This is a genomic window from uncultured Shewanella sp. (genome assembly GCF_947497935.1).
Taxonomy (GTDB): domain Bacteria; phylum Pseudomonadota; class Gammaproteobacteria; order Enterobacterales; family Shewanellaceae; genus Shewanella.
The window spans coordinates 129,912-144,383 of sequence record NZ_CANMIO010000001.1; the positions used below are offsets into that span (position 1 = coordinate 129,912).

At 45.5% G+C, this 14,472-nt stretch carries 10 protein-coding genes; 5 read left to right on the top strand and 5 right to left on the bottom strand.

All coding sequences use genetic code 11. The annotated features are described in order from the left end of the window. The first annotated feature begins 2 nt into the window (after nucleotides 1-2). The 5 genes from fba (at nucleotide 3) to Q1A86_RS00550 (ending at nucleotide 5,424) form a co-directional block, all read left to right on the top strand. Entirely contained in the window at nucleotides 3-1,067 is a 1,065-nt protein-coding gene (gene fba, locus Q1A86_RS00530; protein ID WP_028765784.1) for a class II fructose-bisphosphate aldolase, read from the top strand. A 209-nt stretch (nucleotides 1,068-1,276) separates the two neighbouring features. Continuing rightward, complete coding sequence (locus Q1A86_RS00535; protein WP_299801711.1) at nucleotides 1,277-2,017, top strand: YdiY family protein; 741 nt, start codon at nucleotides 1,277-1,279, stop codon at nucleotides 2,015-2,017. Between the two features lie 330 nt (nucleotides 2,018-2,347). Continuing rightward, the gene (locus Q1A86_RS00540; RefSeq protein ID WP_299801712.1) at nucleotides 2,348-3,088 is read left to right on the top strand and encodes a helix-turn-helix domain-containing protein; all 741 of its coding nucleotides are present in this window, start codon (nucleotides 2,348-2,350) and stop codon (nucleotides 3,086-3,088) included. Then, complete coding sequence (locus Q1A86_RS00545; protein ID WP_299801713.1) at nucleotides 3,081-3,611, top strand: hypothetical protein; 531 nt, start codon at nucleotides 3,081-3,083, stop codon at nucleotides 3,609-3,611. Before Q1A86_RS00540 ends, Q1A86_RS00545 begins: the two co-directional genes overlap by 8 nt. 379 nt (nucleotides 3,612-3,990) lie before the next feature. Then, nucleotides 3,991-5,424: a hypothetical protein gene (locus tag Q1A86_RS00550; RefSeq protein ID WP_299801714.1), complete on the top strand. Its 1,434-nt coding sequence runs from the start codon at nucleotides 3,991-3,993 to the stop codon at nucleotides 5,422-5,424. 125 nt (nucleotides 5,425-5,549) lie between these two features. On the opposite strand, the gene Q1A86_RS00555 is transcribed toward Q1A86_RS00550, so the two are convergent. The 5 genes from Q1A86_RS00555 to srmB form a co-directional block, all read right to left on the bottom strand. After that, nucleotides 5,550-7,769, bottom strand: coding sequence for a PAS domain-containing protein (locus Q1A86_RS00555; RefSeq protein WP_299801716.1), 2,220 nt, complete (start codon nucleotides 7,767-7,769; stop codon nucleotides 5,550-5,552). A 68-nt stretch (nucleotides 7,770-7,837) separates the two neighbouring features. Then, a complete protein-coding gene (locus Q1A86_RS00560; RefSeq protein ID WP_299801718.1) occupies nucleotides 7,838-8,446 on the bottom strand; it encodes a TatD family nuclease-associated radical SAM protein in 609 nt (202 codons plus the stop codon). Nucleotides 8,447-8,652: 206 nt separating this feature from the next. Then, on the bottom strand, nucleotides 8,653-11,799 hold the full coding sequence (locus tag Q1A86_RS00565; RefSeq protein ID WP_299801720.1) for an efflux RND transporter permease subunit: 3,147 nt from the start codon (nucleotides 11,797-11,799) through the stop codon (nucleotides 8,653-8,655). After that, nucleotides 11,799-13,019: an efflux RND transporter periplasmic adaptor subunit gene (locus Q1A86_RS00570; RefSeq protein ID WP_299801722.1), complete on the bottom strand. Its 1,221-nt coding sequence runs from the start codon at nucleotides 13,017-13,019 to the stop codon at nucleotides 11,799-11,801. Before Q1A86_RS00570 ends, Q1A86_RS00565 begins: the two co-directional genes overlap by 1 nt. Nucleotides 13,020-13,237: 218 nt before the next feature. Further along, nucleotides 13,238-14,464, bottom strand: a complete 1,227-nt coding sequence (srmB, locus tag Q1A86_RS00575; RefSeq protein WP_299801724.1) for an ATP-dependent RNA helicase SrmB — start codon at nucleotides 14,462-14,464, stop codon at nucleotides 13,238-13,240. Nucleotides 14,465-14,472: the final 8 nt, after the last annotated feature.

Sequence of the window (14,472 nt, forward strand, 5' to 3'; positions counted from 1 at the left end):
AAATGGCCTTAATTTCCCTACGTCAAATGTTAGATCACGCTGCAGAGCACGGATATGGCGTTCCAGCGTTTAACGTGAATAACCTTGAGCAGATGCGTGCAATTATGCAGGCTGCTGAAGCGACTGACAGCCCTGTAATCGTTCAGGCATCGGCTGGTGCTCGTAAGTATGCTCGCCCACAGTTTCTAAAGTATCTGATGGCAGCCGCTCTTGAGCAGTACCCAGACATTCCTGTATGTATCCACCAGGACCACGGTACAGATCCTGATATCTGTCAGCGTTCTATTCAGTTGGGTATGTCATCAGTAATGATGGACGGCTCTTTGATGGCTGACGGTAAGACACCAGCATCATACGAGTACAACGTAGACGTGACTCGCCGTACAGTCGCTTTTGCTCACGCTTGTGGTGTGTCTGTTGAAGGCGAAATCGGCTGTCTAGGTAGCCTAGAAACCGGTATGGCAGGTGAAGAAGATGGTGTTGGCGCAGAAGGTGTTCTAAGCCATGACCAACTACTAACGACGCCTGAAGAAGCGGCGCGTTTCGTTGCCGATACTCACGTCGATGCCCTAGCGATTGCTATCGGTACTAGCCACGGTGCTTACAAGTTTAGCCGTAAGCCTACCGGTGACGTGCTACGTATCGACCGTATCAAAGAGATCCACGCACGTATTCCTAACACTCACCTTGTAATGCACGGCTCGTCTTCAGTGCCGCAAGAGTGGCTAGAGATCATCAACCAGTACGGTGGTGCTATCCCTGAAACTTATGGCGTGCCATTAGAAGAGATCGTTGAAGGTATTAAGCATGGTGTGCGTAAGGTGAACATCGATACAGACTTACGTTTAGCATCAACTGGTGCGGTACGTAAGTTCCTTGCTGAAAACCCTGCAGAATTTGATCCACGTAAATTCTTGAAGGCGTCTATGGAAGCGATGGCAGATATCTGTACTACACGCTACGAAGCATTCGGTTGTGCGGGTATGGGGTCTAAGATCAAGCCTAAGTCACTGCAAGCTATGTATAAAGCTTATCAGTCTGGCGAACTAGATCCACAAATCAAGTAACTCAGATTTCAATAGCTGGTTAAATCCAGTTTAGAAAATACCTGCCTATGTGCAGGTATTTTTTTGTCTGTTGTTTGTAATACCAATTAGTATTACAACATTTGAATTTGCGATAACACCAATGGTGTACTACTCATTTTCAATTATTAGAACAAAATGTTAAGATTGCGCCGGTTTTTAGGGAGTTTGGTAAACGGAGTACTGATAATATGAAAAAAATGCTTACGGCTATGGCAGTGGTAATGGCGGCTCCTTTTGCTGCGCACGCAGGGGCAGACTTTGTAGAAGGCGATAAGACCTTTGCTGGTGAAGCAGAGCTCGGTGCGACATTAACCACAGGTAACACTGAAACCTCGTCGGTAAAAGGTCGTTTAAACATGCTACAAGAGCTAGGTAATTGGGAAAACCAATACCTTTTCGAAGGCTTGTATAAAGAAGACACCGGAGAGGTTACCGCTAAGCGTTACTACGGTGGTATTCAAGGTGATTACAAGTTCGATGAGAAGAACTATATGTATATCACTGGTAACTATGAGGTCGATCCCTTTACTGGTTATGATTACAAGGCAGTCGCTTCTGCCGGTTATGGTCACAAGTTTATCGATAGCGGTAACATGTTCCTAAGTGCTGAGGTAGGTCCTGGTTATATCTACAAGAAGCTAGATGATGAGCAGACCGCAATACTCGGTTATGATAACGAAGATAGCGTTGTCGCTCACGGTGCGGTTAACTTCACCTATGAGTTCAGTGAAACCTCTAAGTTTACCCAGCTATTTGTTGCTGACTATGGTGATAGCCTAGAGGGGCGTTCTGAGTCGGCTATTACAGCCAATATCGTGGGTGCACTAGCAATGAAATTTGCAGTTATTGTTCGTTACAACGATAGTCCACTAGATGACAAAGAAAGCACAGATACAGAGACAAACATGACTCTGTTATACGCCTTCTAAATAGATTGACAGCGAGGATATCGACCTAGTCCGATATTTGTCTGTTGCGCTAAGAAGTGTAAATTTTTGTCAGCAAAAGGCGCCGGGAAGGTGCCTTTTTGTTTTTGTTTGGTGTTCTTTTGAACGGTAAGTTTTTCGGTAATTTACAAATATCAACCCGTAATTCATTTGTGTATCTAGATGTATCGCCAGTTGGTTAAATAATAACAAAATTAGTGTGCTAGACCTCACGAAAGCTAAATCCACCCTCGATTTCATGTTAATTAATCACGGACTCTATACGTGATTGCCAGTAAACTATTTGGTAATTATTGAGTCAGAGTTGTAAACGTGTATATAGGCCCATACCGATTTGATGTAGAGCTTAGAGAGCTGATTTTTATTAGCCCAGAAAAAGCCTCTACGTTTAAATTATCTAACATTGAATTTTTAGTTATCGAGCAGTTACTGGCGTCGAGAGGCCAGGTCGTGTCTATAGAATCGATGTGCGATAAGCTTTTACCAGCGGTAGTGAGACATCATGAAATTGCCAACGCCGTAAACAACATTAGGCGTTTTCTTGGCGCTGAACACGCAGCATGGATCGAGGTGATTGCTAAACAGGGATACCTGCTACATGTCAGCGCTAAAGGTAAGTCAAAGCTTAACCGCGCCGTATTGCAGGGAATATCGATAAAAAACTATCTGTTGTGTCTTACTCTTGGGATCTTCTTGCTAACCTTTTTAGCAATGAACCTTACTACTACCTCAGATATTCGTCTTTCGATGCCTGACAAAATTACCATAGCGGGAACTCAATCAAAATTGGTGCCTATTTACGAAAGTGATGAAGATAAGCAAAATTATCAAAGCCGAGTAAAGGAGTTGGCGCAACAACTCGCAAGTTGTGACAAGCTTAAATGGCAGCGCGTTTATGTCGCTCCATCTGATGATGGCGATAGAGTGCAATTTGTGATGAATAATTTTGCCGACGACGGTAAAAATTGTAGAAACTTAAAAGTGCTGAATGTGGCTAACGACTGGCACTTTATAGATGCGACCTGGCTCAAAGAGGCTGGGATCTGTGAATAAACTTATGAAGAAGTGTGCGTTTTCTGGTTTTAAGCCTACGCCGATTTTAGCGACGTTAACCTTTATTTTTGGTTTATGTTTGTTGCTTGAACATACAGTCGACCCCGATGAAAATTCTGTTCTAACTTGTACATCAAGTGTTTATCGTGTGGGGGAAGGTTTTGTTGGACAGCGTGAGCTGTATTTAAAAAATACTAGGCATGGTATTGATGTGGCCTTTAGTTTATTTAAGCAGGGAGTTTTAATCCGTAAGGTGAAGGCTAACGGCACAGTAGAAAAAATTCAGGCTCCGATTTTGACTTATGAGGTTAACTTAGCAAATGGCCAATACCTTAGAGGGCTTTTTGAAAAAGACGAACAGAGATTATCAAAGAGTGCATCTCAGCTGGCTGAAGTGATGTTGGGTGATGCCCAGAAAGAACAGTTTTTGATTAAAGTACTAGAGATGAACAAAGTCGCAGGAGCGGTGACCGTCAAGATTGATCCGGGCAACCATCTGTGGGCCTGCAAACTCATTAAATAGTCATCGCCTTTACAGTGACTCTGCAAAAGTATTGGACATTTAGGCTAAACTGAGTCACTTAGTTCAAATAACTTGTGAAATATCGGTTAGACTAAAAGAGTCAATATGGCTTTTAGGGCATGATTTTTATCAGGACTATTTTCACAATAGCTGTTTCAATAGCGCGATTGTTACAGGGCCTTCTGTCAGTTGTGGCAATTTACTCTAGCAGCAGTAATTTGTCTCAATGATCCACAGTATCTTATAGCCGAGTTCATTGACTAAAATTGCGCTACAACGAGTCGTTCACTCATGATTGTTGGTCCCTCAATAACCTCAAAATTTTAACTAGCTTTACTCCACTTCAACGTGGTCACCTATTACATAAAGAAAGGTAGTCGTGTCTAAAGTCAGAATTAAACAAGAAGAGGCGCTGTCGATTAAGTTTCTTCATCAGATGGAATCCGGTGATAGCCGACGTCTCGATCTGTATTTTTTTCTTCCTAAAGAGATGGGGATCAACCCACAAAGCCTCAATGAGGAGGAGTATTACCACTCCTCGATTACTGGGCGTCGCTCATACTATTCTTCTGGGCTACACCTGCCCCTAGTACAGAGTCGCTTTGTGAGCCAGAAAAAGCGCACCGTCGACGAGTTCAGGCTCTACTTGAACTTGTTTGCCTACCAGTTTTCGGTAGCCATTGAGACCGATAGTAAAGAATTGTCCCAGATTGAAGATCTTGAAAAGTTTTATCACTCACTCGATGAGTTGAGTGAGCAGGTTATTCATCTACTCAAGCGTTTTAGGCGTAACGAGCCTAGCGATGAAAAGTGGAAATCCTATTTTGAAAACGCCGATAACTACCTTTCCTGGTTATGTGAGCAACGCTTACTCAAGTTGCTTGCGCACGCGCCAAGAAGCAGTGACTTTACTGAGATAACCGACAAGGTGGTTACGCTTTGCCGGGCCGAGGCGTTGTACCGACAAGAGCATAATTATAACTCGGCACAAACCGTCAAAGATCCCAATCGAATTGCCAATAAGATGCTGCTTCTGCGCCGCCTCATCCAGCAGGGGGTTGTACTTAAAGAGGAGTTAAAAACCTTAGGGGTAGGGCTTAAGAAGATGACTACAGGTATTGCTACTGGGATGGTGATGTTGGTGGTTTCAGCGTTGATTATCAAGGCTCAGGGCTTTTTTAGTGGCTTGACGATTGCCTTAGTGCTGACGCTGGCTGTGATCTACGGTTTTCGTGAAATCTTTAAAGACGATATTCGTAATGCGATGTGGCGTATTATTCAAAAAGGTAGGCCACGTTGGAGTCGAGTATTAAGCGATACCACCAGTAAAAATACCATAGCTCGCCAATTAGTTTGGCTTGAATTTATGCGTAAAAAAGAGCTACCAGAAGCCGTATCAAAGATCCTGACTAAGCGACATAGTCAGAATAAAATTGATTCAGAGATCTTCCATTACGGTATTCATACTCGGGTTTCTCAGAAGGACTTCTTAGCGGGATATTCGATGATCCAGGAGCAGGTTAACTTTAGTTTTGTGCCTTTTGCTCGTAACTTGGAGCGCGGTAAGGCTAAGATCTATAAGGAACAAGACGGCAAGATAAGTAATGAGTCCGTTGAACGACGCTATCAAGTGAATTTGATTGTTGCGCTGCGTGAAGGTAAGCAAGCTTCTCAATATGCGCGCTACAAAATCACCATGAATCGCTCAGCGATTATTGAGATCACCGAGAGTGACTTGCCTTCTGGAGTCGCTAGTATGGAAGATGCTCCTTTCGAAGAAGAGCTAAAAGGTGCAAGCCCTCTTGTAGAGTGAGGGCTTATCTAATGTTGCGAGACTTACTTTAACTAAGGTAAGTCTAACGAAGTTGAATATAACTAAACTCATTTCAACTAAAAGGAGGCAAGGCCAAGGCTTAGTTAATCGTTTAAGCCCGTCACCTAAGATAATAGTCGGGTGTAGGCTTGGCAGATATTCTGTTCCCCAGTCTGTTTTGCCCGCTTTAGGGCCACTTCGGCATTGGCAATAAACTGCTCAAGATCTTGCCCCGCTTGATAGGAGGCGATGCCGATGCAGATCCCTTCTCCTAGTCCATTGTCTGTGAGCTTATTGAGTGTCTCAATGGCGAAGTAATGTGCCTGATCTGAGTCAGTATCTGGCAATACTACGATAAGCTTACCAAGCTGCCAATGGGACATTTGGTAGCGGTGAGGTAGATCTCGCAGTAAATGGATCTCCACTTCTTTTTGACGGGATTCAAGCTGACCAATATCACTCATATGACTCAACATACCTTCGGCGCTGATATCTATCATCAATAAGCTGGAGAAGTCCTTACAATGCTGGCTTAAATTATTGAAGTATCGCTCTAGATCGCCCTTGTGATTGAAGACCGTGCTTCTGTGTGGTACTAAGCCACTGGCGGCTCCATTGGCCGGGTCGAGTCTTGCTGGCTCAAAAGTACAGAGGATGAACTCTAGTTCACCGCCACTGTCTAGATGGCCTTTCAAGGTTGTTTGTAGGCAAGTATCTTCTTTATGATCAATTAGGGCAAATACCTGTCCCTTCCAGGTACCTTGAATAATCAACTGTTGGGCTATTTGCGGCCAATTTTTGCTAAAATCTTCACTTAATAAGTGGGTAACGTTTAGTGCCTCATCATCTTCAATTTGAAGCAAGATATTGAAAGCGTTGTTTGACTTAACCACAAGACCTTTAGGATCGGTTAATACACAAGCCATGGGGCCGTCGTTAAGTAAGAAGTTTAACATCGCCTCTTTTTGACTCTGTTTTAGCTCGCTTATATCTTCAAAAGTGACCAGCATATAACGACGTTTCTCATCTTTACTGATTTCAAAGCGCACACGAACTTTCAGCCAAGACTCAGGCGTACTATCAATACTGAGCTCACTTTGCCAATGTTGCTCTGCCTCCATGATTTGGAGGAAATCACTATATTGATCGTCATTCAAATTAAGAATACGTTGTAAGCTACGATCTGAGAGTTCATCGAGAGGCAGAGCTAGCAGCTTAGATGAAGCTGGATTGGCCGTTAGCACGCGACCACTATCGTTAGCGATAACGCAACCGTCCTCACTATCGAATAAGCGGTTAGTCATGTCGATACTAAACTCACGAGAACGCTGCACTAATCGGTACGCGTGGGTCAAGAAGATGACAAAACTTGCCAGTAAGGTGAGCAGTATCGCTCCCCCAATAAGGATATTGCGCCATTGAGAGAATTTGGAAGCTATGTCTGCATTCTTGATATAAGAGACTAAGAAATATTCACGGCGAGTTTCATATTGAGTCGTCAGTTCCACCTTCAAATAAACGAAAGTCGCAATATCGCCATGGAACTGGCCAAAATTGCTCATCGCCATCTTGCGCCAAAGAGCTGGGTAGGACTGTTTCAAGCTGCCGCCCATGGTTTCAGGTAAACGGCTGATGTTGGGTTTTGACTGGGCTCCCGCATAGAGTAAGCCCTGAGTATCTAACATCATTAACGGTGCTTGTTTACTCGAGTAGGCGGGTTTTATGCTTTTGAGCATTTTTGACATCGAGTTATAGGTCACCAGGTAGCCACGTATACTCTGATCAGGATTCTCAAGCCAAGCGAACTGATACATAAATGGCTCAAGTTTGCCGTTAATCGGAGTAAATTCAAGTGGTGAGGTATAAATCTCATTGCCACCCATATTACGGGTAGCACCGAGTAATGCGGGAGGGAGGCTCTCCTTACCAAAGTCATTAGTGGTAGCAAATCTGTGCTGGCCTTGCGGATCGTATAGGGCAATGCCTAATAGTTCTGGGACGTTATCGACTAGAATGTCCCAGTTATCGAGTAGCTTAGCTTGGTTTTCAGGGCTGGGTAGCGCAAGGTAATGTTTAAGCAGTTCTGACTTGGCGAACATCTGGGTTCTAAACTGCTGGAAGGTCACTTTATCTGAGATTAACGCACCAACGGCTTGTAGCTCACTGTATCTCTGAGTTGCCCAGTCTTCCTGCAAACGCCTTTCACCTAAGGTGATAATGATATTAGTTAGAATGATCACCGACACTAGTAGCATACAGAACTGACTAGCGGCGGCTAAAATACGAGCTTGGGACCAATGGATCCCCTGGGCACTTATCAATAAAGGTTGTTTGCGGGTTAGCATGTATCGAATTTGATTACAGTTATTATGCTCAGTATCTTAACACGAATTGCCCCTCTAACCAGTGTTTGTTAACCGACGATATCGAGCTCTCGTTGTTTAAAGCTCGCACCTCTGGTTTCAACTATTTCACGGCAAATCTGGATATCAACTCCTTCTAAGCCATTGATTGCAGATACTTGCACATCCTTAATATATTGTGGTGCAAGCTTAATAAATTCGAGTAAGGCAGGGTAAGCGCCCGCTAGTTTTGGGCGACAATGCTGTAGATATAGCGCCTCGGTATCGGCATTGAGTGAAATCGACAGGCTATCAACGCAAGCGGCGAGTTCAGGCAAGATGTTACGTCGATGAAACAGATTACCTAACCCGTCGGTATTGATCCTGACCTGACCTCCACGCTGCTTAATCTCCTCCGCGACCTCAAGTAGAGTTGTTAAATTTAACGTTGGCTCACCATAACCACAGAACACATACTCATCGAATTTTGGCACATCGCCCAATTGCGCAATCAACTCCTCGCTCTTAGGCTGGCGATTAAGATCGAGTTGGTATTGGTGTACCTGTTTACTGCCATTATGTTTGGGGCAAAATTGGCATCTTAAGGTGCAACGGCCAGTGATATTGAGGTAGCGGCTATTACGGATATCGTAAACAAGTGTGGCTTGGTTGTCAGTCATGAGTGAGCTTATCGAGAGATGATGAACAAGAGCATAATGGTTCAGGTTGGTTAAATCTGTTTACTGGATCGGATTCTCTAATATAGAGCCTGTGAGCTGCATTAAAAAGGGAGACTCAATGTCTCCCTTTTGGCGGTTATGTTCATGAATCTGACTAGGCTTATGGTATAAGCGCTATGACTTATGACCTATCTATGTCGAAGCGTTTATACCGAAGCTTGATCGGACTTAGGTTGCCACCACCAGTGGAAGAAACGGCTAAAGCCACGCTTCACGTCATCCAATATGATGTAAAGGATTGGTACCAAGATTAAGGTGACCACAGTCGAGAACAAAATACCGAATGCTAGTGATGCTGCCATAGGGATCACAATCTGAGCCTGTAGACTTCGCTCAAGCAAGATAGGCACTAAGCCCACAAAAGTCGTCAGAGAGGTAAGGATAATCGCCCTAAAACGGTAGCAGCCCGAATCGACGGCGGCCTTGATGATGCTATGTCCTTCGGCGCGAGCACGGTTAACAAAGTCGACCAAGATAAGTGAGTCGTTCACTACAACCCCGGCTAGTGCCACGATGCCACAGAGGCTCAAGATACTCATATTCAGCCCAAGGATGAAGTGACCGAATAGGGCACCGATCATACCGAATGGGATCACCGACATGATGATAAGTGGCTGACTATAAGACTTAAGCGGAATAGCCATCAGGGCATAGATGGTGAACAGCGCGAAGAAGAAGCCTTGTAGCAGGCTAATCAGCGCGCTCTGCTCATCGGCACTGCCGCCATCGAGTGCGGTTGAAATGTTAGGGTATTTAGCCTGCAGCGCGGGTAGGAAATCCTTTTGGATCTCGCCTACCACTTTAGATGGCTCAACCTTATTGGTATCGGCATTGGCAATAATGGTAATCGCACGGCGACCATCGACACGGGTAATCGAGGAGTAGGAGTCACCCAATTGAAGCTCAGCTACTGTTGAGAAGGGAACCGCCGCGCCGCTAGGGGTGCGAATAAGCATATTCTCGAGATGACCTACGGTGCGGCGCTGCTCTAGCGGGTAGCGCACCATTACCTTAACTTCCTCTTTGTTACGCAAAATACGCTGAGCTTCATAACCGTAGAAGCCATAACGTACTTGGCGAGCAAGATCTGACAGTGTCAGCCCTAATGCTTCGGCTTCGGGGCGGATTTTTAGTTTGATCTCTTGGCTGCCAGAGGAGAAGTTATCGGAAATATCGTACACCCCTTCATAGCTGCGAAGCTTCTGCTTGAGCTCCTCAGAGGCTTTAGATAGTTGGTCAAGATTACTCGATGTCAGTCTAAAGGAGATATCACCGCCAGCATCGTTGGTGCTGGCATTGATATTTAACTTCTTCACCGCGACGAGTTCTGGCAATTGCTTGCGCCAAGCGGTGGCAATGGCTTCACCATCAACGTCGCGGTCTTCCCCTTTCGTTAGCTCGGCGAATAGGAAGGCTGAGGTGCGCGAGCTCATATTGATAAAGCTGTGCTTCACCACCGGATAGCCAAACTCTTCTTCCATCTGAGCGTTCATGGCGTACAGGGCCTCTTCGACCTCCTGCACAACTTTAAGAGTATTCTCTTCCGAGCTGCCTTCATCCATATCGATATGTACCTGGATAAAGTCAGATGGAATATCGGGGAAGAAGACCCAGCGAACCTGACCACTGATCACTAATGCGATAGAGAGTATGAGCACGCCAACAAAAACCGCTACCGTATTGTAGCGCTGCACGATACAGCGCTCCAAGAATGGACGGTATTGATTGTGAATAAAGTATTGTACCTTGTCATTCAAACGGGCTTTTAAGCGACCAAGCAATCCCAGCTGCTCTCTGGGTTTACGCGGTTTCATATGCGCAAGGTGAGCGGGTAAAATCAGTTTTGATTCCACCAAAGAAAACAGCAGGCATAAGATCACTATCATGCCGATGGATTTCCAGATAATGCCTTGTGGGCCGGAGACCATCAGCATAGGCATAAAGGCGGCAATGGTGGTCAGTACACCAAATGTTGCGGGCATGGCCACTTTCTTGGCCCCTCTGACCACGTTTTCTAACGAGTGCCCCTTTTCTTCTATCTCTGTGTAGGCACTCTCGCCGATGACAATGGCGTCATCAACCACTATCCCCAGCACCAGAATGAAGGCAAATAGGGTTAACATATTAATCGATAGCGAGAAGGGCTCGAGTGGCATAAACAGCATGGCGCCGAGGAAACATACTGGCAGTCCCATCATCACCCAGAAGGCCAACTTTATCTCTAAAAACAACGCCAAGATAATAAATACCAGAAGTGCACCGTAAAACATGTTCGACAGCATCATGTTTAAACGGCCCTTAAGATAGTGGGTGAGGTCGCCCCAGGTATCGAGTTTAGCGCCAGCAGGAAGTGCATCGCGTTTCTGCTCGATATAACTTTTAACCTGCTCGGAGATATCCAGTGCGTTTTGGTCATCGACACTCAGGACTTCAATAATCGCCGCAGGTTGACCATTAAAGCGGGTGTACTCTAAGCGCTCTTCGAAGCTGTCGTTAATGGTGGCAACTTGTGGCAGCATGACACGGCTACCGTCGGGGCGAGTGCTCACTACGATTTGCGAGAAGTCTTCACCTGTGTAAGCTTGACCTTTGGTGCGCAGTAAGATATCGCCATCTTTAGCGCGAATAGAGCCACCGGGGAGGTCGATAGAAGAGTTCTGTACTGCCTGCGCTACCTGAGAGAAAGTCAGGCCATACTCTCTGAGTTTATCCTCAGACAGTTCAATGCCTATCTCGTATTCACGTACACCAGTCACTTGGGCTCTAGTGACCGCGGGCAATAAGGCCACCTCGTCACGAACAGTTTTCGCCAGCTCTTTCATCTCTTGCAGCGACTGATCACCATAGACTGAAATCCAGATCACATTGTTTTCTGGCTTAATACGAAAAATATTAGGTTTCTCAATATTGACCGGAAACGTGGAGATGGCATCGATGCGCAGTTTAGCTTCATCGAGAATATCTTGCGGATCGTAGCTGTCCTCGACCTCGATAGTGACCGAGCCGACCCCTTCGCTGGCAACGGAAGAAATCTTCTTGATGCCATTAATATCTTGAATCGCTTCTTCAATCTTAATATTGATCCCTTCCTCAATTTCTTGAGGGGCAGCGCCTGGATAAGCGACAGAAATCTGTAGATAATTCAGTTCGAAGGTGGGAAAAATCTCTTTATTGATAATCAGAGTGCTAAATAGGCCGCCTATGATTAAGATCCACATCAGTAGATTGGCAGCGACATTATTCTTAGCAAACCAAGCGATAAGCCCTTTTTGGGTGTCGTTTTGGTTGCTCATTATTGGCCCCCGGCGTTAGCTAGTTGCTTTTCTGTGTTCTCATCTTGAGTGTCTTGATTAGAACTAGAGTCTTCACCGACGATCTTGACTATCTGACCATCCTCAACATTACTCAAGTTAGTCAGTGATACGCGCTCGCCATCGTCTAGGCTACCTTTGATATAGACATGTTCTAGATCGGTGCGCACCACATTGACTGTGCGAAGCTCTATGCTGTTATCACTGCGAACTATGGTTACTTGATTATCACGAACTAAGTGGCGAGGAAGTTTTACTATTCCCTCAACGGTACGGCCTTTAATTACTGCGGTAACAAAGGTGCCATATTTAAGCGGTAATTGGCCTTCAGCGCGATTGTTTCGCAAATAGGGATCTTTTACTTCGGCAACTAAGTAAACCATACGATTTTCGGCATCGATAACGCCTTCGCTACGTACAATTTTGCCATGCCAAGTGATCACTCGACCAGCAAGATCGGCACTTAAGCTTACGTGTGTATCTGGGTTATCAACCGATTCAAGGTAGGCGAGGTCGTTATTCGACAGTGGTAGTCTTACTTCGGCAATACGGGTGTCGTATAGCTCACCTAAATTTGTGCCCAGAGTGACATACTGGCCAAGATCAACGTTGCGTGCCTTGATGATGCCATCGAATGGTGCACGTATAACTGTGCGTTCAAGATTGCGTTGTGCACGCGCAAGGGCGGCCTGCTGGAACTTAACGTTTGCTTGTTCTTGCTTGAGTTGTGGTAGACGTAGCCCTAGCTCTGGTGGAATACCACCGTCGTAGCCTTTCCAGTCATTCTTCGCGACTTCACCCTTGGCCATCTCTTCTTCTAGCGCGGCTTGGGCTTGGGCAAGTGATGCTTGAGCCTGCATCAGGTCTGCCTCGTAATCTGATGGCTCGATAACGGCGAGTTCATCGCCTTTCTTTACCACGCCCCCGGCAACAAAGTTGGTCGAGATTGATAGCATACGACCTTGTACTTCGGTCACCAGCTGAGTCTTGTACTTAGGGGTGACGACGCCATAAGAGGGGAGGTTTAATGAGACGGTTTGTTGCTGCACTTGAGTGACATCAACAATAGGCACTGGGGCCGTATCGGCTTTCTGTTCAGGGGCTTCCTTGGTACTGATCAGCAATTGCGCCGCGATAATAAAGACTAGAAGAATAAAGAGTGGAGACATTCTCCTAAGTATTGTTTTAATTTTATTTATCATCTGATCCGCTTTTCCATGCATAGACTTTTCTAACGGTCTAAATTACCAGAGTCAGAGTCAAGGCGACAACTTTATTTGTAAATAAAATGTTTCAGTCTGTGATTTTTGCGTGAATAGATACGTTGTTTGCCTATTGGCCGAAAGGGTAGCAATTTCTGCTACAGGGGAGCAAAAAAGGGTCACGTGATGTGACCCTTTTAGGTTAAGAAAAGTGAATTTTACTTCTTCTTTTTCTTTTTGTTCTTCTTGCTGAAGTTTTTGCCTTCAGGACCGGCTTTTTTCTTTCCTGGCGGCTTAGCTTCTTTGTTCTTTGGACGCAGGTCTTTAATGAAACGACGCTTTAATGGTTGCTCGATATAACGCTCGATCTTACCAACAACACGGATGTCATGGGCTTCAACTAACGAAATCGCTGTCCCTTTTGCGCCAGCACGGCCAGTACGACCGATACGGTGTACATAAGTATCGGCAGAGCGTGGCATATCGAAGTTGATAACATGAGTAATATCGTCAATATCGATACCGCGTGCGGCAACGTCAGTGGCTAGCAAGATATTAACTTCGCCTTTGGTGAAACGACCTAGCGCTTGGAAGCGAGCTTTTTGCTCCATATCACCACGCATAAATGCACAAGTGATGCCTTCTTTTTGCAATAGACCTTCAAGGCTTGCAACCGCTTCACGTGTCTTAACGAAGACGATAGTGCGTTGCACATCTTCTTGCTTCAACAGTGCGCACAACAGCGCAAACTTATGCGCTTTATCATCGGCTAGATGGATCCACTGGTGGATTTTGGCTTTTTCGCTACGTGGCGCTTCAGCTTCTAGCTTAACTGGATTCGTTAGTAGGTTGTGTGAGAAACGGCCCACGTCGCTGCCTTCAAGAGTGGCTGAGAACAGCATGGTTTGTTTACGGCCAACCGACTCGATAGCAATGCTTTCAACCACTGCCGAGAAACCCATGTCTAGCATGCGGTCTGCTTCGTCGATAACTAATACTTCTACTTCTTCAGCGTTGAAGTGACCTTTGTCTAGGTACTCCATTAAACGGCCTGGAGTGGCAACTAAGATATCAACGTTCTTCTGTAGCGCTTCTTCTTGAGGACCATAAGGTACGCCACCAGTGATGATCACTGTGTCTAAACCTAGGCCTGTAGCAAGGTGGCTGGCATAACGGTGAATTTGGCTAGCAAGTTCACGAGTAGGAGTAAGAATCAATACTCGTGCACGGCCGCCATATCGACGTGGAAAGTCGATTAGGTGCTGCAACGCAGGTAGAAGAAAACTTGCCGTCTTACCCGTACCAGTAGGCGCACGAGCTAAGATATCTCTTTGCTCCATTGCGACTGGGATTGTTTGCTGTTGTATCGTAGTGGGCTTGTTATGGCCCATTGCTTTCAGTGACTCTAACAAACAAGGGTCAAGCTGGAGATCTTCAAATTGCATGCGTGGCA